The sequence below is a fragment of the Nocardiopsis moroccensis genome, assembly GCF_055763695.1.
Genome location: NZ_CP199747.1, coordinates 4,346,308 through 4,367,749 on the forward strand (window position 1 = coordinate 4,346,308; position 21,442 = coordinate 4,367,749).

The 21,442-nt window shown below is 69.1% G+C and carries 18 protein-coding genes; 9 read left to right on the top strand and 9 right to left on the bottom strand.

Translation table 11 applies throughout. The annotated features are described in order from the left end of the window. Positions 1-45: 45 nt before the first annotated feature. From ACUKCB_RS19245 to ACUKCB_RS19260, 4 genes are read left to right on the top strand one after another with little or no spacing between them, the layout of a single operon-like run. Positions 46-5,556, top strand: a complete 5,511-nt coding sequence (locus tag ACUKCB_RS19245) for a hypothetical protein (RefSeq protein WP_473036984.1) — start codon at positions 46-48, stop codon at positions 5,554-5,556. Continuing rightward, complete coding sequence (locus ACUKCB_RS19250; protein WP_473036986.1) at positions 5,549-6,127, top strand: hypothetical protein; 579 nt, start codon at positions 5,549-5,551, stop codon at positions 6,125-6,127. Before ACUKCB_RS19245 ends, ACUKCB_RS19250 begins: the two co-directional genes overlap by 8 nt. Further along, on the top strand, positions 6,124-6,447 hold the full coding sequence (locus ACUKCB_RS19255; protein WP_473036987.1) for a hypothetical protein: 324 nt from the start codon (positions 6,124-6,126) through the stop codon (positions 6,445-6,447). The genes ACUKCB_RS19250 and ACUKCB_RS19255 overlap by 4 nt, the downstream gene beginning before the upstream one ends. Before the next feature lie 25 nt (positions 6,448-6,472). Next, positions 6,473-7,099: a hypothetical protein gene (locus ACUKCB_RS19260; protein WP_473036988.1), complete on the top strand. Its 627-nt coding sequence runs from the start codon at positions 6,473-6,475 to the stop codon at positions 7,097-7,099. 27 nt (positions 7,100-7,126) lie between these two features. Here ACUKCB_RS19260 and ACUKCB_RS19265 read toward each other — a convergent pair whose 3' ends face one another. From ACUKCB_RS19265 to ACUKCB_RS19280, 4 genes are all read right to left on the bottom strand, one after another. After that, positions 7,127-7,291, bottom strand: a complete 165-nt coding sequence (locus ACUKCB_RS19265; protein ID WP_473036989.1) for a hypothetical protein — start codon at positions 7,289-7,291, stop codon at positions 7,127-7,129. Beyond that, complete coding sequence (locus tag ACUKCB_RS19270; protein ID WP_473036990.1) at positions 7,288-7,965, bottom strand: hypothetical protein; 678 nt, start codon at positions 7,963-7,965, stop codon at positions 7,288-7,290. Before ACUKCB_RS19270 ends, ACUKCB_RS19265 begins: the two co-directional genes overlap by 4 nt. A gap of 28 nt (positions 7,966-7,993) precedes the next feature. Continuing rightward, positions 7,994-12,394, bottom strand: a complete 4,401-nt coding sequence (locus ACUKCB_RS19275) for an FtsK/SpoIIIE domain-containing protein (RefSeq protein WP_473036991.1) — start codon at positions 12,392-12,394, stop codon at positions 7,994-7,996. A 93-nt stretch (positions 12,395-12,487) separates the two neighbouring features. After that, entirely contained in the window at positions 12,488-12,781 is a 294-nt protein-coding gene (locus ACUKCB_RS19280) for a WXG100 family type VII secretion target (RefSeq protein ID WP_473036992.1), read from the bottom strand. Positions 12,782-13,063: 282 nt separating this feature from the next. Between ACUKCB_RS19280 and ACUKCB_RS19285 the strand changes: the two genes are divergently transcribed. Beyond that, entirely contained in the window at positions 13,064-14,560 is a 1,497-nt protein-coding gene (locus ACUKCB_RS19285; RefSeq protein ID WP_473036993.1) for a hypothetical protein, read from the top strand. Positions 14,561-14,621: 61 nt separating this feature from the next. Here ACUKCB_RS19285 and ACUKCB_RS19290 read toward each other — a convergent pair whose 3' ends face one another. From ACUKCB_RS19290 to ACUKCB_RS19300, 3 genes are all read right to left on the bottom strand, one after another. Then, entirely contained in the window at positions 14,622-15,170 is a 549-nt protein-coding gene (locus tag ACUKCB_RS19290; RefSeq protein ID WP_473036994.1) for a sigma-70 family RNA polymerase sigma factor, read from the bottom strand. 305 nt (positions 15,171-15,475) lie between these two features. Beyond that, on the bottom strand, positions 15,476-16,975 hold the full coding sequence (locus ACUKCB_RS19295; RefSeq protein ID WP_473036995.1) for an outer membrane protein assembly factor BamB family protein: 1,500 nt from the start codon (positions 16,973-16,975) through the stop codon (positions 15,476-15,478). A gap of 118 nt (positions 16,976-17,093) precedes the next feature. Further along, the gene (locus ACUKCB_RS19300; RefSeq protein ID WP_473036996.1) at positions 17,094-17,726 is read right to left on the bottom strand and encodes a YigZ family protein; all 633 of its coding nucleotides are present in this window, start codon (positions 17,724-17,726) and stop codon (positions 17,094-17,096) included. An 85-nt stretch (positions 17,727-17,811) separates the two neighbouring features. Here ACUKCB_RS19300 and ACUKCB_RS19305 point away from each other — a divergent pair, with 85 nt between their 5' ends. The 3 genes from ACUKCB_RS19305 to ACUKCB_RS19315 all read left to right on the top strand — a co-directional run bounded on the left by ACUKCB_RS19305 (position 17,812) and on the right by ACUKCB_RS19315 (position 19,694). After that, entirely contained in the window at positions 17,812-18,489 is a 678-nt protein-coding gene (locus ACUKCB_RS19305) for a helix-turn-helix transcriptional regulator (protein WP_473036997.1), read from the top strand. Between the two features lie 32 nt (positions 18,490-18,521). Then, positions 18,522-19,010: a DUF3291 domain-containing protein gene (locus ACUKCB_RS19310; protein ID WP_473036998.1), complete on the top strand. Its 489-nt coding sequence runs from the start codon at positions 18,522-18,524 to the stop codon at positions 19,008-19,010. 66 nt (positions 19,011-19,076) lie between these two features. Then, positions 19,077-19,694: a superoxide dismutase family protein gene (locus ACUKCB_RS19315; RefSeq protein ID WP_473036999.1), complete on the top strand. Its 618-nt coding sequence runs from the start codon at positions 19,077-19,079 to the stop codon at positions 19,692-19,694. Between the two features lie 67 nt (positions 19,695-19,761). On the opposite strand, the gene ACUKCB_RS19320 is transcribed toward ACUKCB_RS19315, so the two are convergent. Beyond that, the gene (locus ACUKCB_RS19320; RefSeq protein WP_473037000.1) at positions 19,762-20,469 is read right to left on the bottom strand and encodes a YidC/Oxa1 family membrane protein insertase; all 708 of its coding nucleotides are present in this window, start codon (positions 20,467-20,469) and stop codon (positions 19,762-19,764) included. A 97-nt stretch (positions 20,470-20,566) separates the two neighbouring features. Then, complete coding sequence (locus ACUKCB_RS19325; RefSeq protein WP_452540577.1) at positions 20,567-20,866, bottom strand: DUF6412 domain-containing protein; 300 nt, start codon at positions 20,864-20,866, stop codon at positions 20,567-20,569. A gap of 246 nt (positions 20,867-21,112) precedes the next feature. Between ACUKCB_RS19325 and ACUKCB_RS19330 the strand changes: the two genes are divergently transcribed. Beyond that, positions 21,113-21,424, top strand: coding sequence for a hypothetical protein (locus ACUKCB_RS19330; protein WP_191275509.1), 312 nt, complete (start codon positions 21,113-21,115; stop codon positions 21,422-21,424). The last annotated feature ends 18 nt before the right edge of the window (positions 21,425-21,442 follow it).

Here is a 21,442-nt window from a genome sequence, read left to right on the forward strand (position 1 = left end):
GTCCACCCTCGGTCCCGCCAGCCCGGAAAGGTCCCTGATCCCAGCATGCCTTCGCCCCGTGAACAGTATGACTGGAGCTTCTACAACGCCTCCGGTGTCGATCCCATCCCTTGGGACCCCGACGAGGTGACGGAGATCAAGGATCACTACGACAAGATCGTGGGCCGCCTCGAGTCCGCCCTGGAATCGCTCAGCGTGGCAGAGGACTTCGGCGCGGGTGAGGCGATGGACGCGCTCTCGATCAAGATGGAGGACCTGCCGAAGAAGATCGAGGAGGCCAAGGAGACCTACGAGGCGGCCGTCAAGGCGTACGAGCCTTACATCACGGCCTTGGAAGCCGCACGGCAAGCGACCAGGACGGCGGCCGAGAACGCGAGGTCCCACATCGGTGCCGCCGACAACGACGATCTGAGCAAGAGTGAGCGCGAGGACTCCGAGGACGCACTGGACGGCTACAAGGAGGATGTGGAGACCGCCTACAGCGATCTGGTCACCGCGGCCGACACCGCCGCGCAAGCTCTGAACGACGCCTCACGGGACCTGGGCGAACAGCTCCTGGACGCATGGGACGGGTTCGTCGACTACCTGCGCGACAACCCGATCATCTACTTCGTGGCCGCGGTCGTGGTGGGTATCGCGCTGCTGTTCGTTCCCGGTGTCGGCTGGGCGATCCTCGCCGGGATGATCGTCGGCGCGATCTTCCTCGCGATCGACCTGACGATGCTCCACAAGGAAGGCAAGCTCGGGAACAACTGGGAGACCTGGGCCACCGTCGGAATGGGCATCGTCGGTATGATCCCCGGCGCCTCGGCGCTGCGGGCCCTGGGCACGACCGGCCGCGTCGGGAACCTGATGAGCAGGGCGGGGAACGCCGTTCCCGGCTCGGTCCGCAACGGGATCCGGAGCGCCGCCTCCTCCCTGCGGAGCGCACCGGGGGCCAACACGGTGTCCAACGTGCTGACCCGTACCTCGAACTTCACCCAGGCTGCCAGCAGGGGAACCCTCAACGGCTCCGCGGGCCAGAGCCTGGCCGTGGACATGGCCATCAACGTCACCAGGGACAGCGCCACCGGCGCCGCGGGCAACATGGTGGTCGAGCAAGCCAAGGGTATGGACGGCGGCGACACCAACTTCTTGCAGGCCGCGGCGATGGGCGCCGCGACCGGCGCCCCCGCCGCCTTCGTCGGAACCGGCAGCGACCACAACATGTTCGGTGCCATGACCGGCAACGGCCCCCTGGTCGGCGGTGAGAACGCGAGCAGCCCGTTGGGGATCAACGACCAGACCATACCCAGCGGTGACACACCGTCCGGCGCCGGTGACACATCACCCGCGGTCAACGACGGGTCCCCGACCACGACCACCGAGACCGCACCGGACGGTTCGGTCTCGAGCACGACCACCATCGGTGACGGCTCCAGCAACGCCACGGTCCACCAGGAGTTCTCCTCCTCGGGTGCGGCCACCTCGACGACCATCGAGACGCCGCCGGTCTCCTTCGACTCCCCTTCCTCCACGACGACCGGCGGGGGCGATGGGTCGGGCACGGGCAACAGCAGCCCGGCCCCGGGAGCCGACAACAGCGTCCCGGCACCGAGTACCAACGACGGATCCCCGGCACCGGCCCCGGCGGACGGCGCCCCCGCGTCGAACACCGACGCCGACAACCCCGCACCGGCCGACAGCTCACCCGCCGCCAACGAGAACGGTCCGGCACCGGCCCCGAACGACAACACCCCGGCACCGGGCACCAACGACAACGCTCCGGCCCCGACGGACAGCGGCCCCGGTGGCGACTCGAACGCCTCTACCGGTGACACCGGGCCGGCGGACGGCGGCAGACCGGCCGAGACCACCATCACCCCGGCCGAGTCCGGCAACCCCGAGGTCACCAGTACCGGTGACTTCGGCACGTTCACCGTCCAGGACCACAGCGGCGGCCCCGGGGAGGGGTCCGGAGCCAACAGCGACCGGGGCGACTCCGGAACCAGCGGTGACAAGAGCGGCACCAGCGTGCGCTACGAGTCCCCGGACAACTCCCGGACGACCGCCGAGTTCTCCGAGCCGGGCCGCGCCGACATCACGGTGGCTCCGAACGAGACCGTCAACGTGTCCGGCCATGGGAACCGGGACTTCCAGGTGGAGGGCGGGCCCTCCCACGGGGGGACCGGAACGGACGTGACCCTCTCGCGTCCGCACCGGCAGGACGACCCGAACTCCGCCGACGCCCCCGGCGGGCGACCGGACGACCGCGGCGAAAGCGTCTCCCACTCACGGGACGACAACGAGGTCACCGTCACCACGGAGAACGGGAACGCGCGGGTCCGCAAGGACGACGAAGGCACCGTGGTCACCACACCCGAGGGTGTGACGGTGAGCCGGACCAACGACCCGGACGGCACCAACACGGTCAGGGCCGGAGACGAAGACCTGACGCTCACCTTCACCCCCCAGCAGGAGAGCTCCGAGACCTCCGGGGCGAGCGACAGTGCTCCCCCCGCACCCATCACCACCGCCACGATCCACGCGGAGGGCGGCGGAAGCGTCGTCACCAGCAACAGCCGCCAGGCAGACGTCCGCGCGGACGGTTACGACGTCTCCGGCGGGTTCGGATGGCACCGGGTGAGCCACACCGACGGAACGGTGATCAACGCCGCGAGTGTCCACGGCTCGGTCAACAACCACACGACCGGAGGAAGCGACTCCCAGGTGGGCATCACCAGCCCTGACGGGAGTATCTCGCTCGCCCGGGACGTGGACGGAAACACGGTGGTGTCCCCACAGGGGCTGCCTCCCGTCCAGCTGGACGGCACCGGTGTGCCGGTGGCTCCGGTGCCGTGGCTCGGCCCCACCCCTCAGCGCACCCCCTCCGGTTCGGTCAGCAACGGTACGGTCACCGCCCGCCCCGACGGTTCGATCACCCACCCCAAGTTCGACCTGCGACCGGACGGGCAGGGCATCACCATCCGGGAGGGCGAACAGACCTGGCGTTTCGACGGCCAGGGGAATCCCGACCCCTCGAACCCGCCGGAGCCGCCCCCCGGCGCTCTCACCCAGACCAACGGTTCCTTCAGCTACAAGTTCGAACACGAGGGCCGGCACTTCCAGGTCTCTCCCCCGCGAGACGTCGTCACCACCAACGGTGAGGTGTTCCACTCCCCGCAACGATTCATCGCTCCCGACCATTCGATCGAATTCAGCCCGAACGGTTCAGGCGGGAACGACATCAGGGTGAGCCACGGAGAGAACGGCTCCGACCGGCTGATCTTCGATCATCAGGAGCACGGTGGCACGACCGTCTCCACCTCGTCCGGTTACGGCGTCTCGGGGGAGCCCGGACAACACGCCACCGCGCGGATCCCCCACGGGGACCTCTCCACCACCACCGACGGAAACAGCAGCACCACGTCCAACGGGGACCTGGTGACCGTCCAGGACGCCTCCGGCTCCACCAGGACCAGTCCGCGCTGGAGTCCGGAGGACACACTGGTCCAACACGACGGGGGCACCACCACCGCGTTCGGGGACAACCGAACGGACCTGACCCTCGGCCCCGACGGAACCCGGCTCGACACCGGCCTCACCGACTTCACGATGGGCTCGGGTCAGGGCCAGGAGATCGACGTCAGGAGCGACCCCCGCGAGACCACGGTGACCGGTCCGGACGACTCGTGGCAGGTCGGCTCCGCCCATGACGGCACCGTCGGAGGGCAGGTCAGAGCTCAGGACGGCGACGGCATGAGACTCATCGCCGAACCCGACGGGCACACCCACTTCTCGGACGGCGACCAGGTCTCCGGGGTGCGCAACCCCGACGGCAGCACCGACCTCACCGTCACCCAGCAGGACAGCGGTCCGAGTGACCCCCGAAACGGCGAGCGCGGCGTCACCGTCGAGTCCGCCGACGGAACCGGCATCACCGTGGACAGCACGGGTTCCACCGTGGCCTCCGCCGACGGCAACCACCACGAGGTGGACTTCCCGAACGGGGCCGGCCCCGAGGTGAGGGTCAACGAAGGCCACCCGAACCAGCCGGTGATCTCGGCGGACCGCACGGTCAGCCTCTCGAACTCGCGGGGCCAGGAAGTCACCGTGACCGCCGAGGCGACCCAACGCCAGGATCACACCGCCCCCGACAGCCCCGATCGCCGCACCCAGACGACCGCCGCCAAGGACGACTCCGGAACCGTCCGGACCAGCACCACCGACCACACCCCGCAGGGTGACCAGGTGGGCGGTCCGTCCATGGGCCGCAACCCGGAGAACGGACAGACCGTCGTCGAGCACCGGGGTTTCCGGGCCGAGCGCACCGGAACGGACGACGCGGAGCTCACCGTGAAGCCGTTGGGCGAGGACGGACCCAGCGTGGTCAGGGACAGCGACGGGAACACCACCACCAAGACGGAAACGGTGGAGGTCAGCGTCTCTCGGGTCTACGACACGAGCCATCCTCGAGAGGTCACCATCACCCCGCCGGGATCGCCGGACAGCCCGACCCTGTCGTGGCACAGGACCCCCCCGGGCTCGGACAACACGATCACCCTCGACCCCAAGGGTTCACCGGTGGAGATCACCTGGCACCGGAGCGACCCGGGGGGCCCGAGTATCAAGGGCGACACCAGCGGTCACACCATCACCCGGACGACCACCGAGGCGGGCCTCACCAACACCCACCTGCGCAACGACTCCACCGGCGAGGTCACCACGATCGAGTGGAACGGCAACGTCCGGCACGACAACGGCACCGACCAAGTCAACGTCGCACCGAACGGCGCCACGACGACCACCCCCAGGTCCGACTCCGGCACCGGGACGATCCGGCAGACTCCCAGGGGGGAAGTGGAGATGCGGTTCAAGCCCACCGAGGGCTCCGACTCGCCGAGGGTTCTCAGCCACATCGACGAGTTCGGTCAGGTCGAGGCACGTCTGAGCACACCCCGGGACGGCGACCGCCCCGCCGAGAGCTGGGGCACCGGTATCGACCGGAACGGGCAGGCCACGGTCGACAACCTGCGCAGTTGGGGAGAGGGGCCGATCCGCCTCCGCCCGGACGGTGAGGTCCACAACGTCGACTCCGCCCGCGAGATCAGGGTGGCCGGTCAAGGCCTACGTGAACAGGACTCTCTCTGGGGCCATAAGTCCAGAAGCGAGCAGATCTGGGGAGTTGTTAAAGCCGCACAGACCGGATTCTTCAAGGAAGGACTCAACCAACTTTCCGGAGCGATCGTCTCACAAATGGTGTTTGACTCGGACAAGACTTGGGAGGAGTCGCTTCAAGCAGCAGCTATGAACAGTTTCTCTACCGGCGTCTCAAGGGAGATCTCCGACCTCAAGCATAAGGACACCACCCTGGGCGCCCAGAACGGCTTGGAACGAGTCGGCTGGCAAACGTTCGCCGACACCACCAAGTCCACGCGCCAGCAACTGGAAGCAGCACGCATGGGGGGAATGCAGGACCCCCTTGGCACAGATGAGGAGGAGTCAGAGCCGGAGTTCACACAGATGCCAGCAGAATCCGAAGAGGAACAGCAGAAGGAAGAACCAGCAAATGGATAGGCTTAGCGACTTCACCCTGCGCTGCGGATCTTGGCTAAAAAGACACCCCGGCTTCTTCTGGCCTTGCGCCATCCTGAATCTAGGACTAACGTTCTCCATTTTTGCATGGATCTTCCCAGTTGCCTCAATCCTACCCTTCGGCGTACCCGTCGCTTACTTCGTCACCATCGCGGCCGCTGCCCCCCTCATAGGATTTTTCAACTCCTGCCTATTTCCCCAACCAGGCATGAATACCGGCGCCCTACTATCTGAGGCCGAGGGGGCATTCAGAGGACTCGAGAGAACCCACAAAGAATTCCACCGCATCATCACCATCGCCCTCGATGATGCTGATCATGACCAAAGAGAAAGAATTCAAGAACTCATCAGGAAAATGAGCCATGAATACGAGGAAGGAATGTCCAGAGAGCAGCGACGCAGAAACCTTAATTATTCGACTGCAAAACCTATAGCCCAAACAACAAGAATGGGACTTATCTGCTGCCGTGACGAGGCCAGGGCCATCCTCCGTGAAGTCACCGACTTCCTCGACTCACGAGGCATCGACTACAGCAGGGAAGGGTCACCATGACACAGATCGAAGTTGACACCGGCCAGCTCCGCTTGTTGAAGATCCGGCTGGACAACGCCCTCAGTTCCATCGACTCGGACGGGGACGACCACCTGGAGATCACCAGCATCGGGCCGTTCACATTGGACAGCGCGGCAAGGTCCTTCCACTCGGACAGTGAGAGCGCCTTCCGCAGCGCCAAGCGCGATATCGGCCTCATCGGTGAGGCCATCGAGGACATCGCGGCCAACTTCGAGAACACCGACACCGAGTCCGCCTCCGACCTGGCCGAGCAGAACGCGCAGACCGGCGCCGCCCCCGGTGCCGGAGGACCGGTCTGACCGCGCACCCGACAGAAAGGCCCTCGTGCCCTACATCTTCGAAGAGGACGAGTCCACCCCCGGTGAGATCGGCTACGACCTGGGCCTACCTGAGGGATGGGAACACCTCGACCTGTCTCCCGAGGCCCTCCGGCAGCGCCAGGCCGAGATCCTGCGCCAGATGGGCGACGCCGACCCCGATCGGATCAGAATCCTCAACAACACCTTCGACGACTGGCACGCCAGCCGGTACACCGCCGAGAAGGTGGGGCTCATCAACGCGGCCGGGGTCTTCCAGCGTTACGACGACGGCATCTTCATGGCGACCGTGTCGGTCTTCCGGTTCGAGCAGGAGCCCGGAACCAGGTTCGACCCGATGGAGATGATCCGGCTCATGCACCCGCCGGAGGGGCTGGCGGAGGCCGGCGACGAGCTGGAGACCGGCGTCATCAGTATCGAGGGCCTCGGCCTGTGCACGAGGGCCCAGGGGGTCGTCACCCACAAGCACGACGAGATCACCGTGCGCGCAGTGGTCGCCCACACCTTCGTCAGGGTGACCGGCACCCGCTACTGGCTGATGATCAGCTGCAACAGCCCCGTCTCGGCCGAGGCGGACGCGGTGCTGGACCTATTCGACGCCATCACCGGCACCCTGCGCATCTGGTCGAGGTAGCCTGCTCGGCCGGGCCCGTAGGGTCCCCTACTTGAGCTTCTCCCGCTCGTGCTTGATCTTGCGGTAGAGCTCGTAGGACCCCCCGATCGCGAAGGCGATCAGGACGACCACGAGCAGGGTCAGCATCACCGGGCCGCTGTACTCCGGGATCGTGATCTCCTCCTGGGTGAAGACCAGGGCACCCCCGCTCACATCGGCCCCTCAGGGCTCACGACCTGCTGCTTGCCCTGACGCTTGCGGGCCTTCGCCCGCACCGCACCGACCAGGCCGAGGAGCACGGTCCCGATGAGGCCGCCCAGGACCAGGCCCATGCCCCCGGTCATCGGGAACCCGCCGTCCTCCTCCTCGTCGCCGCGGACCATCGCGGCGATCATCGCGTCGTATTCCTCGACGAAGGTGTCCTGCTGGATGAGGCGGACCGACTCCGTCAGCAGTTCGGGGCGGGACAGCTCGACCCCCTCCTGTTCCGCCTGCCACGAGGCCAGCCGGATGCTCTCCTGAGAGTTCCCCTCGACCCCGGCCACACCGAAACCGTGGCCCATGTAGTAGTAGGCTCCGTCGACTCCGGTCTCGTCCGCGATCAGGCCGGGGGCGCTGGACGTTCCCGACTCCACCTCGGCGAGCACCACGTAGACGGCGTTGGGCCCGCCCTCGACGTGGGACCGGATCTCCTCCACCACGTCCTCGCCCAGGGCCTGCGCCATGTGGTCGTCCACGTACACGGGGTCCTCGTGCAGGGCCTCGGCGATCTCCGAAATCTCGGTCGCCTCGCGCTCGGTGGTCTGGGCCGAGGCGCTCGCCCCCCACAGCAGCGAGGCGGAGAACACACTCACGGTGACGAGCAGGGACAGAGCACGGTCTCTCACGGGAACACTCTTCTCTCTCGGATACGGTTCAGCCGGGCAGGGGGACGCGGATCTGCTGGATGCGCCCGTCCGCCATGTGCAGATAGGCGGTGCCCGGGGTCAGCCGGGGCGAGGGCACCCCCTTGGGCAGCCGGATGCCCAGTACCTCTCCGTCGGCCTGGGACTGCGGGGACAGCAGCGCGCCCATGCGGTTGCGCTTGAGGGTGACGTGCCAGCCGTTGAAACCGCCCTGGAGCGCCTCGTTGGTGCCCGCGGCGATGATCCCCCAGCCCGAGCCGACCATGCCCCGGGCGATCCGGATGAACTCCCGGCCGATGTCGCTGTTCAGGAGCAGGTCGGCGTCGTCGACCACCACCACCGCAGTGTCACCCTCCATCTTCCCCAGTGCCTTGTGGATCTGGGACAGGGTGGGTTCGGCGGCGTCCACGACGGCGGGCACGGACCGGTGCCCCCGCAACGAGCTGAGCGGCGAGTTCCGCGGTGTGACCAGCAGGATCTCGCTGCCACCCATGATGAGGGACTGCGCCATCATGAGCAGCATGCTGGAGCGGCCCGACTTCGGCGGGCCGCTGATCAGGAAGGTCGGGGTCTCGGACAGGTCGGCGCCGACCGCGGTCAGCTCGTTTCCTCCCACCCCCAACAGCGCCCACATGGGCCGGAGCGGGCCGGTGAGGTACCGCTCGGTCTCAGCAAGGGTCAGCTGGTCGGGGAGTACGTCGACCCGGAAGGGCATCGGGGTGATCCCTTCGGGTGTCCGTTCGGCCGTGAACCGCGCCATCTTCTCCAACTCGGCCGCCTGAGCGGAACCGGAGGGATCCTCGGTCAGGAGCGCGAACTGCGCCTCCGTCCCGTCACCGCCCTGGAAGGCCCGGCCGTCCGGGATCGTCTCCGGCAGGTTGCGGGGGGTGAGCCCGGCGGCGCTGTAGTCACCGCTGTCGTTACAGCGCAGGACGAGCCGGTGCTCGGTGGTCGCCGAGTACTTGGTGCGCGTGAGCGTCCGGTCCCCGGTGACGAAGAAGTGGATGCCCACGGCGGCGCCGTCGCGCATCAGGGTGACGGCCTCCTCGATGAGACCACCGTAGTTGTACTCGCCGAAAGCCTGTTCAAAGGCCTCCCAGCGGTCCACGAACACGGCGATGTGGGCGGGGCGGTCCTGCGGGGCCGATTTCGCCCGCAGCTCCTCCAGATCGGCGCACCCCTCGACCGCCAGCCGCTTCTGCCGCCCCTCCATCTCCCTGGTGAGCAGGGAGAGCAGCCGCACCACCCGTTCCTGCTGGGTGCGCCCGGCCACCGCACCGCAGTGGGGGAAGCGCTCGATCGGGAGAAGGGCGCCGTTGCCGCAGTCGAGCCCGTACATGTGGACGTCGCTCGGGTGGTGGGCGATTGCCAGGGCGCCCGCGATGGTCCTCAACGCCTGGGACCGGCCGCTGCGCCCCGACCCGATGATGTGCAGGTGTGTGAGGGTGGCCAGGTCGACGCTGAAGGGCCGCTGTTCCTGCTTCGCGGGCAGGTCCATGAGGCCGACCGGGACGGTGCGGACGCGCCCCTGTTCAGGGGGTGCCATCGGGAACTTCCGGTTGAGCTCGGCCAAGGTGAGCCGGTCGGGCAGGGCCGGCAGCCACGGGCTGGGCTGGCGCCGGGCCTCCATCCGGGCGGCGGCGTCCTTGACGGCGCTCACCAGGACGGTGAGGTCGGTGACCTCCACGTCCCCGACCTCGCCTCCCCCTCCAGCAGTACCGGTGGGTGCGGGCTCGGCCAGGTTCTCCCAGCGCACCAGGTGCGCGGTGGGGACCGGTGCGTCGTTGGAGACGACCACACGGCGTCCGCCGACCCGACCGGACTGGAACGGCAGCAACGAGGCGTGGCCCAGGCTGGCGTAGGCGCGCCCGGGGGTGTCGATGCCGATGTGCGCGGAATCGGGGGCGTTGATCACGTCCCGGCTCTCACCGGGGTCGGTCATCCGCAGCGCGATGCGAAGGTTGGTGTTGGCGCGGATGTCGTTGGTGACCACGCCACCGGGTCGCTGGGTGGCGAGCACGAGGTGGATGCCGAGGGAACGCCCGCGCTGGGCGATGTTGACCAGACCCTTGACGAACTCGGGGAGTTCCCGGGCCAGGGAGGCGAACTCGTCGATGACCAGCATCAGGCGTGGCATCTGGGGCAGTCCGGGGTCACGGTCGAGTAGTTCGACGTAGTCCTCGATGTCCTTGGCCCCGGCCTGGGCGAGGACGTGCTCACGGCGGTGCAGCTCGGCCCCGAGCGACACGAGCGCACGGCTGACCAGGTGGGTGTCCAGGTCGGTGACCATGCCCACGGTGTGCGGCAGATCGACGCAGTCCTTGAAGGCGCTTCCGCCCTTGTAGTCGACGAGCACGAACGACATCGACTCGGGCCGGTTGACGACGGCCAGGGCGGCCACAAGGGTCTGCAGGAGTTCGGACTTCCCGGAGCCGGTGGTGCCCGCGATGAGGGCGTGTGGACCGTCCGAGCGCACGTCCACGGAGAACGGCCCGTCCAGTCCCGCACCGAGCGTGGCGATGGTGCTGCGCCCGTTGCTGGCCCAGTGCGCGGCGATGGCGTCACCGGTGGGTGGTTCGAGACCGATGACGTCGAGGAGACGGGCGTTGCGGGGCAGGCTCGCGCCGTCATCGGAGACGCTGGAGTCCCGGACCGGGGCAAGGGAGCGGCCCAGGCGCTGGGCCCAGTCGTCGGAGGGCAGATCGGGGCGGACCTCCTCGACGTTGTCGAACTTGGTGCGGCGCAGGCGCAGTTCGTACTCGGTGAGGTTGACGACGGCCTGGCACTCCTCGGGGAGCAGTCGCTCCTCACTGTCCAGGCACAGGATGTGGATGCCCACGTCGGGGCCCTCGCGCAGGAGCTGGACCACACCGGGCAGGGAACGCAGTTTCCGAGCCCCGTCGAGGACCACGACGATCTGCGTCTCTTCCTCCAGGGCCCGGCGCTGGACCTTGGAGCGGGCCTCCAGGACGGTGATCAGTTCGGAGACCCGGCGGGCACAGGTCTGGGAGTCGGTGCCGACCCGGTTGAGGGAGACCGCTGGGGTGGAACTGCGCAGATGCGGGAGATAGCGGGTCCAGCTCCAACGCCCGTGGTCACGACGCAGGGAGAGAAGGTAGAGCTCCAGCTCGGCCGGGCTGTGCAGTGCGGCGAGCTGGGCGACCATCCACCGTTCCAGCGCCTGGGCGCGCGGGCCCCGGCCCGCGACTCCCACCACACCGTTCTCGCGTACGGAGACGGTGACCGGAACGTCGTAGAGGTTCCAGGTGATGTCCTTGCGGTGATCGTCCTTGGTGGGGTCGGTGAGGACCACCGTCGAGGGGATCGTGCCGGTGCCCACGCGCAACAGGGTGAAGTCCTCGTCCTCGGGCCGGCGTTCCCAGAGACGGGCCCGGGGGCCGGTGGCCAGCAGCAGTACCGCGGCCGGATCGGGGCAGTTCTCGCGCAGGCGGCGCTGTTCCTCGAAGAGCGCGTCCTCGGCGTCCTTGGTGATCCGCTCGGTCTTGTCCTCGAACTCCTTGAGCTCCTTGAGGTAGCGGCCCTTGGCGGTGCGCCGCTGCAGGGTCTGCATGAACAGCACCGAGATCGGTGCGAGCAAGCCGATGAGCATGTACTGGGGGCGCCCCAGCAGGAGGGAACCGCCGATGGCGAGCATCAGTGGCATCATGATCATGACCGCGAGCTGAGCGAGCGGCTTGTCGGGCTGTTCGGGCGGTGTGGGAAGGCGGAACTTGGTCTTGGCCGAGGCCGGGTGCAGTCGAGGCGGGCGGTTGTAGTCGAGCCCGGTACCGTCCTCGGAGCTCAGCACCGATGCGTCCGGGGCCTTGTTGGGCCACGTCTCCAGAACCACCTCGCCCAGGTCGATCTGCTGGCCCTTCTTCCAGGGCTCACCGGGAACGAGGGGGTCGCCCTCCAGCGTGGCTCCGTCGGGACCGCCTTGGCCCAGGACCGAAACGGCCCCGGACGGGCTGACCCGGGCCCGCACCCAGTTCCCGCCGCAGTTCAGGGGGAGGTCCGCGGCGTCGCTCTCACCGATCACGTAGTCGCCGACGTCGACGCGGTGGACATGTCCGGCACCAGGCCCCGAGACGACACGGAACTCGGCGACGCCGGGGGGCTCCTCCTGGACGTCGATGGGGCCGCCCACACCGACGACCGCACCGTCGTGCAGTCCGGCCTCGGCCAGGGGGGTGTACTCCTCCACCCGCCGGAGACCCAGGTACAGCGGGACCAGTTCGCCGGGGGTACGGGGGGACATCCGGACCAACGGGTCCAGCGCCTCGGTCAACTGTCGGACGGTCGCCCCCGGGTCGGCGTCCACCACGACGTCCACCCGGGGGACCGTTGTCAGAGCGAACGGGGGTCGATCACCCGGGGAGAAGCCGGGGCTCACTGTGAGGTAAAGGCGCACGGTGTGGCTGCTTTTCCGTTGGGTGGGCGGACCCTGGTGGGGGAAGGGACGGGGGCCGAGCGGGACAGAGGCCGGTCCCCGTCCCGGACGGGATCAGCGCAGGCCCTCGCCCAGCGACTGGTCGGTCTCGGAGAAGGTGTCACCGACACCCTTGACGTACTTGCTGATTCCCTCGAGTCCGCTGTTGACCTGCTCGAAGCCCTCCGCGAAATCCTCGAAGAAGGGGCGGAAGTCGCGCTCGGCGGCAGGGGTGGAGTAACCGTCGGCGATCAGATTGTCGACCTTGCTCTTGATCGTCTCCATCCTCTCCTGGAACTCGGCGAAGTCCGAGGCCAGGGAGCTGGAGGCCTCCTCCGTCTTGTCGGTGTCCACCTCGTACTTGGGCATACTGGTCCTCCGCGTGTGCCTGTGTCGTCCGTGTGATCGACGGCCACTCCACCGCCGTCACCCTTCAGTACGGACCCGTGTGGAACCGGGTTCAATTCGTGGTGCCAGAATCCGGACACAGGGGGTGCGGGCGGTCGTGGTGACGTTACCAACCCCCAAGTGAGCGGCAGATGCCGGAGTGAACCGAATACACCCCGGATCCGTACTGTCCTAGGGGTCGGCCGCGTCGAGAAGAACCGAAGTCCGGGAGATCGAGTGACACGAGCAGGGACGGCGAGACCCGTGAGGCCGGGCACCAAGGCCGTGTTGGCTCTGCTGGGGATGGTGGGAGCCACTCTCACGCTGTCCTCCCCGGCGGTGTCCGCCCAACCCGTCCCCGTGGATCCGTACGAGAACTGCCCGACCGTGATCTACTACACGGTCCCGGAGGAACCGCCGGGGCTCTTCGAGATCGCCGACTCCACCCTGGGCGATCCGACGCGAGCGGCCGAGATCTACCAGTACACCTCGGGGCGCACGCAGCCCGACGGGGGTCAGCTCGGCGTCGACCAGGAGCTCCGTCCCGGCTGGTACCTGATCATGCCCTACGACGCCGCAGGCGACGGGGTACTCCAGGGCCAGGACCCGCTGTGCGTGGCCGCGGTGGACCAAGCGATCGCCCAGGGAGTGGAGCCTCCGGAACCGCCCGCTCCACCGCCTTCCCCGGAACCCTCACCGTCCCCCTCGGCGAGCGCCAGTGACGGACCGGACGCCCAGACCTCACCCGGTATGCGGCGGCCGAACATCGACCCCAAGATCCTGATCTCGGGTATGGCCGCTCTGGCCGTGCTCACGGTTCTGGCGTTGTTCTGGCAACCCATCTTCCGGGGTGTGGCGTGGCCGTTCCGGAAGATCGCCGCGCTGCCGTGGCGCCGACCGAAGCCGCCCCGCTTCGTGCGGACCATGCGGCGCAACAAGCGGCGGCAGCTGGCTTCCGACATCATCGCGGCAGACCGGAGCGCGGCCAAGCGGGCCAACATCGGCTTCCTCGAACTGGTGAACGCGCCGGCGGAGGTCCCAGCGCGTCCGATCGCGGTGTTCACCGCGCCGAAGCTGCTCACCATGCTGGTCCCGGCGAACTCCACGCCGCCCGCCGCTTCCTGGCGTGTACTCAAACCGACCATCTGGCGACACTCTCGAAGCCGGTCGGCGACTTCGGCGGTGCGGTTCAACACCACCACCCACACGAACATCGGCATCACCGCCGACAGCACCCTGGTCAGCGTCGGAGTGATCGAACGGGCACGCGGAGGCGAGCAGGTGTTCGTCGACTTCGGGCAGATCAGCGGACTCTTCACGGTCGGGGGCCACTCCACGACAGCCCGTGAGGCGATCCAGGTCATCGGGGACGGGCTGCGTGAATGCGGTCTGACCCTGCACGAGGTCGACGGCCAGACCACGTTGGGGAGGGCCCTGCCCCCGGAGGAGGGGGAGAGTCCTCCCGAGACGGAAACGGAGCCGTTGAGCGGCCCCGCGCCCCGGCAGCGGCTACGCCGGGCCCTGCTGGTACCGCGCCGCCTGAGCCGGAGCGAGGAAGACGACCTCCCTCTGGTTCCGGCCGACACCCTGGTGGTCGCGCAGGGCGAGTCCGATCACGCCCGTTGGCACTGGACCGCGGCCGAGGACGGCACCGTGGACACCGGGCCGATGGGTATCAGGCTGACCCTGCGCGATTCGAGGACAAGGGAGCACAAGCGGAGGCTGAAGCTCAAACGCAAGCGTCAGAAGAGGAATGGGTAGGTGCGGCCACACACCTCGGGGCACCCGGCCCCGGAGCGTGTGACACCGAGACTACCGGGGATCAGCACGCGATGTCCTCGCGAACCTGCTGGTGTCCCCTGCGCATCAGTCTCAGAGCGTGGTGCAGCCGGGATTTGACGGTGCCCTCCGGTACCGAGAGGTACCGGGAGATCGTCCGGATGTCGAGGTCGCGCAGGTAGTAGAGCTCGATCACCTGTCGGTGCCGGGGACCGAGGAGACCCATCACCGCGCGGGCGGTGACGCGGTCCAGCACGTACCTGTCGTGTTCCTCGGCCACGGCCCGCTCCGCGAGGTTCGAAGACGTGTCACACAGGATCTCCTCGGGCCGGGCGCGGCGGGCCCTGTTGGTGTCGATCGCCAGGCGCCTGGCGACTGTTCGCAACCAGGGGCCGAGGTCCTGGACGTCTCCGACCAGCTTGGGCCACGACCTCCAGGCACGGACCATCACCTCCTGGGCCAGGTCCTCGGCGCCGTGTCGTCCGACGTCCGTCCGGGCCACGAGGAAGGTGACGAGTGTGTCGAAGTGCGCCAGAAACAAGTCGTGGAACTCAGGGCTGTCCGGCCTTTCGGAACTACCCTCAGCAGCCATCGAAAACCTCCGGGAGGCGGGGGGAAGATTCCGCGAAGGGAACCTGTCTTCCGGTACACACCTCCATAGGACCTCGCCGGACGTCCCTTGGTTCTCACGCCTCCGACGCCAAAGGACACGACTTCTGCTGCGGGGACGGGTTTCCACAGGCCATCCGGGTTTCCTGGGGAGCCGGAGAGCAAAAATGTGCCCCTGATCACCCATGGCACGCTCGTGGGGGCCGCCGGACGGACGGCGGGTGTTCACCGGAATGCGACCCTCGCGTGATCCGGGGGAGGGCTGATCGACGTGTTCCGGCGGGGCCGTCAGCCGGCGTCGTCGGAGGAGGCGCCGTCCTCGGGGGTTTCGGAGCCGTCAGTGCCCTCCTCCGCGTCCCCGCTGTCCTCTTCCTCCGGCTCGGGGCCGAAGACGAACCGCTGGCGGTCCTGGACGAGGATGGCGTGCCCGGTGTCGGTGACCGCCTCCACGTACGCGGAGAGGTCCTCACCGACCACGTCCATGGTCTCGGCGTCCAGCACCAACTGCGGGTCGCCCTGCTCGTTGGAGCGCAGGTCTCCGTAGACCAGGCCGCCGTGCGCGAAGGCCGGTGAGATCGAACCGGCCTCCTCCTCCAGGCCCCAGCGGACCTCGCCCGCGACCAGGTCCACGGCGACGAACGTGGCCTCGCCGCTGGCCTGTGGCAGCAGCAGGGTCGCGGTGTCGGTGTCGTAGAGGCTGCCCGGAGCCCCGGCCTCGTCGAACTTCCGGGAGACCGGGTTGGTCCCCGCCTCCTCCAGGGTCCACAGCGGGGTGCCGTCGGCGGCGTCGTGCGCGGACAGGATCGAGGGCGCCTCGGGCTGGGCCCAGCGCAGCAGCACCACGTCCGGTCCGGCCTCGTCGCCCTCGTCGTCCTCTTCCTCGGCCTCTTCCCCCTCGGGCGCGGGCGTCCGGAAGACACCGAGGACCTGCGGCACGGAGACCGGCGCGGTGGCGGGCAGATCCAGCTCCTCGTCGTCCGCGCTCGCGGACCACAGGTGCTCTCCGGCCTCCTCGGGGTCCAGGGAGTGGGCGTGCAGGGCCGAATCGCCTGAGTCCAGCAGCACGGTGTCGTCCCAGACGGCCACCGGAACACCGAGGCGCTCGGGCTCCTGGCCGGCCTCGTCCGCGTCCTCCTCGGGCTCCTCGGTCCCGGCGTCCTCAGGGTCCCCCTCGGACTCCGGGTCCTCTTCGTCCTCCTCCGGCTCCGGCTCGAAGGTGTAGGACCACAACTCACCGCCGTCGGTGTCCAGTACGGAGTAGTCGCCGTAGGGCTCCTGTGTGCTCCACTCGGCCGGGCGGCGCACCGCCACCCCGTCGAGGTAGGCGTCGCCGGGTGCGTCCGGCTCCCAGCGGGTCTCGCCGTCCGCACCCAGGACGAAGGGAGCCTCGTCACCGTCCGCCATGAGCAGGACGGTCTCACCCCCGGAGTCGACGTCGAACCCGCGGAAGCGCGCCTGACCCTCCCAGAGGGTCTCGCCGGTGGCCGCGTCGTGCAGCAGGTGGCGGTCCTCACCTCCGGAGCTGATCAGGAAGGCCCCACCGACGGGACTGATGCGCACACCCAGGGGGTCGTCGAGGATGTCGTGGACCTCGGCTCCGTCACCGTGCAGGTAGCGCAGGACGTCACCCTCGATGCCGGGCGGCGCCTCGCCCGCGAAGGCGGTGGGGACCGGGGAGGGCTCCTCCTCGGGAGCGGGTGCGGGCGGTTCGGGGTCCTCGGTGCACCCCGCGACCAGCAGCACCACAAGGCCACAGGTCAGGGCCTGGGGCACGCGTGAGCTGCGCATTGACGGTCTCTCCCCACGAAACGATGACGTTCACGGCAAATCCTAAGCCGGGAAACGGTCGGGTGGGTACACAGGGCCGACCACTCGTTACCGCTCTGTGTACGCGCCACCCGCGCTTTCAGGGGCCGGTTTCGGGTTCCACCTCGACGACCGTGGTGCCCCTCACCTCGAAGGCGGCCCTGCCGCCGGTCAGCTCGGCCAACCGGATCTCGAAGCCGGGCAGCTCGGCCTCGGGGAGCGCCACCTCGATGCGGACCCGGTCCTCGTAGGCGACCTCCCGGACGGTGAGGGAGGAGTCGCGCAGGTCGCTCTCCAGCCGCCCGCCCAGGACGTAGTCGGCGAACACGTCCACCACCAGCAGCTGACGGCGCTCCAGCAGCCCGAACTCCTCGACCGCGGCGGACACCGAGTTCCCGTAGGCGCGGATGAGGCCGCCCGCACCGAGTTTGGTCCCGCCGAAGTAGCGGGTGACCACGGCGACGGTGTCGGTGATCCTGCGGTGGCGCAGTACCTCCAGCATGGGGACCCCCGCGGTCCCGGCGGGTTCTCCGTCGTCGCTGGAGCGCTGTACCGCGCCGTCCTCGCCCAGCACGTAGGCGGTGCAGTTGTGGTTGGCGCCCCAGTGCTCCTTGCGGCGCGCGGCGATGAACGCTCGGGCGGCGTCCTCACTGTCCACTCTGGCCATGGCACAGATGAACCGGGACTTCCTGATCTCGATCTCGTGTTCGCCGCCGCGTCTGATCGTTCGCATGTCGCCTGTTCAGCAGGGGTCGTGGTGGGCCGCACCAGTCTGCCATCCCGGCGGAGGCCGGGCTTTGCCGGAGCACAATGGGGGCATGGACGACTCCACGATCGATGCCGCCCGGGCCCTCGGCGACCCCCTGCGGCGCAGGCTGTACGACTACGTCGCGGACTCGGGGGACGAGGTCGGGCGGGGCGAGGCCGCAGAGGCACTCGGAATCCAGCGCACACTGGCCGCGCACCACCTGGACCGGCTGGCGGAGGCGGGCCTGCTGGAGGTGGTCCGGCGCAAGGTGAGCGGCCGCGAGGGGCCGGGGTCGGGCCGGCCGGCCAAGCTGTACCGGCGTTCGGCACACGAGGTCTCGATCCAGTTGCCGCCGCGCGACTACGAACTGGCCGCCCGGGTGCTGGCCGAGGCGGTGGAACGGCACGGTGCGGAGGAGTCCCTGCACGCGGCGGCCCGGGAGGAGGGACGCCGGATCGGCGCGGACACCGAAGCGGGGTCGGTGCTGGAACTGCTGCGTGCGCGGGGTTACGAGCCCGAGGCCGACCCCGAGGGGGAGGCGGACGGGTCCGGGTTCCGGCTGCGCAACTGCCCGTTCCACCGGCTGGCCCGGGACTTCCCGCCGCTGGCCTGCGGCCTCAACCTGGAACTGGTGCGGGGCATGCTCGCCGCCCGGGCCGAGGCGCGGGGGGAGGAGGCCGCCGAGGCCCGGCTGGCCCCGGAAGCCGGGCGTTGCTGCGTGGTCATTTCCAAAAACAATAATTCTTGACATAGAAACCCGGGCCGTGGTGTCCTGACCCCATGAGCACCCCCTCACCCCACACCTCGTTCCATCTCGCCCAGATCAACGTCGGCACGCTCAAGGAGCCCCTGGACCAACCCTCGATGTCGGGGTTCACCGACCTCCTCGACCCGATCAACGCCCTGGCCGACCGCTCCCCGGGCTTCGTGTGGCGGCTGGTCGAGGAGGGGGAGCCGGACGCGACGAAGATGCGGCCGTTCGGCCCGGAACTTCTGGTGAACCTCTCGGTGTGGGAGACGGTGCAGTCGCTGTGGGATTTCACCTACCGGACCGAACACCTGGAGCTGTTGCGCCAGCGCAGGGACTGGTTCCACCGGACCTCCGGCGCCCATCTGGCGCTGTGGTGGATTCCTGCTGGTACCGTCCCCACACTGGAGGAGGGCGGGCGGCGCCTGGAAACCCTGCGCGCCAAGGGCCCCGGCCCCGACGCGTTCACGCTCAGGGACCCCTTCGACCCTCCGACCACACCACAGTTCTCGCACCCGTAGTTATCTGACGCACACTTTGGGTAACGTTGCGGGCATCCACAGCAACAAACACCCGGGAGTCCCGAGATGCGCATTACGCCAACGGCCACCGGTCTGGCCCTGACCGCCCTCCTCGCCACCGGCTGCGCCCAGGGAACGCCCTCCACCAACGACGGATCGGCCGCCACCGACAGCCCGGCGGCCCAGCCCACCACCGCCCCGAGCGTGACCGCCTCGACCTTCCTCCCGCCGGGGCAGGGCGCCGGGGCGGTCACCTACGACGAGACCGCCGTCCCCGAGGGCGCCACCGCGGACGTCCAGGTCCGTGTCCAGGAGGGCTCCACCTTCGTGCAGTTCACCGGGACCGGCCTGGAGGCGGACCGGGACTTCGGCGCCCACGTGCACACCGACAAGTGCGGCGACGACCCCGGCGACGCCGGACCGCACTACCAGAACGAGGTCGATCCCGAGGCCGCGGAGGGCGAGCCCTCCAGCGACCCCGAGTACGCCAACCCCGAGAACGAGGTCTGGCTGGACATGACCACCGACGACGGCGGAAACGCCTTCGTCACCGCCACCGTCGACTGGGAATTCCGCGAGGGTGAGGCGCAGTCCCTGGTCCTGCACGACGAGCACACCGCCACTCACGAGGGCCACGCGGGCAGCGCGGGCGACCGCCTGGCCTGCGTGACCGTCGAGTTCTAGGGGCCCGGCCCCGGTCGGCCCCGACCCGGCGCGCGGGGCGCACGCCGGGTCGGGGAGGCACCGGAGCTCAGTCCGGCAGGACCCGGCGCAGGACGACCTTCTCCGCGAGCGCCCAGGCTGTCGAGGCGAACAGGTAGAGCCCGGCCGCCAACGGCACGAACGCGGCGACGGCCACCGTCGTGAACGGCATGTAGGACAGCGCCCCGAGCATCGGGGACCGCACCGGGCCGTTCTTCGTCATCGGCAGGACCACGTAACGGCGGTTGGCCCAGGCCACCAGGGCCAGCAGCGCGAGGAGTACGGCGAAGACGGGTGCGACGAGGAGTCCTTCGGCGCTGGAGACCAGGGTGGAACCCAGTTCGACGCCGCCGAAGGTGTGCGCGAGCAGCGGCTCCTCACCGGCGCCGGCCCCGACGAACAGCCCGTACAGGGCGATGACCAGCGGGATCTGAGCCAGCCCCGGCAGGCACCCGGCCAGCGGAGAGGTGCCCGCCTCGGCGTAGACCTTGCGCTGTTCGGCGACCATCCGTTCCGGGTTCCTCCCGTGGCGTTCGGAGATCTCGGCCAGCCGGGGCGCGAGCCGGGCGCGCTGCTTCTCCGCTCGCACCTGGGCCACCCCCAACGGCAGCAGGAGGAGTCGGACGGCGACGGTCAGGGCGAGGACCGCCAGCCCAGCGGCCAGGGCTCCGGTGAGCGGGGTGAGTATGCCGGTCAGTGCGGCGAGAACCGCGGAGAGCAGGTTGATGGCGGCCGCGATCGGCCCGAGGGTGTACAAGGTGAGGCCCTTCGTCCGGATGGGGTGTTCAGACGTCGGGCCGCTCGGAGCCGCGGCGCGGCGGGGGCGTGTCGTGGACACCGCCCCGGAGCGTGGGTCAGCGAGCGGCCGGAAGGGCCGCGCCCGGTGCCCTGGGACGCGGCCTGCCCGCCGCGTCGGGGTCACACAGTGTGAGGACCGGAAGCTTCCTCGATCTGCGGCGCATCGCGTGCGCCGTGCCGGTGGCGGTGTCGCCGACCGGCCACGGGGCCGTGCCACGCAGGGCCATCCAGGCCAGGGCCGCGCCGACCGCCACGACCAGGAGGGTCAGGGCCCCGCCCGGCACACCGGGCAGCGGAAGGTCGGCGGGCAGGAAACCGAAGGTGAGGAACTCCAGGAACGGCAGCAGGTACTGCACGCGCTTCCTCCCTCCCCGTCCGGTGGAACCGATCGTACCCAGACGGCACCAAGCCGACAAAGCACCCGTTCACCCCAGGGAGAAATCCGCCGACACTCCGCCGCCGGTCCCCTCCATTCACGTGATCCTGTAGCTAAATGACACAGAGTAGTCAACTCCGTACTCGGCGGCGCCTTCTGTGCCCGGCCGCGTCTTGAGTACCTGTGTCTCGAGGGCTCGTGTGAGCCCGGTGAAGAGGGGAATCCCGTGCCGATCCGCCCTGCGAACCTTGCCACCATGTCCGCCACCATCGCCGGAGCCATCTCGGGGATGTCGAGCAAGGAGGAGGAGACCGCGCCGGTCCGCGTCACCTTCGAGTCCGGACACGAGCAGACCGTGGAGAACGGCGGCTGCCGCGTCCTGGAGACCGGCCAGGGCGGGGTCGTCGAGATCGACGGCGAGTCCCGGTTCGCCCTCTTCGCGGGCACCAGCTGCCAGGGCAGCCGCACCCTGGCCTCCGGGAACGGCTCCGTGCGCTTCGGCACCCCGGTCCTGGCCGGGGCCATCGTCATCGGCTGAGGCCGCCCGCCCGCGGAC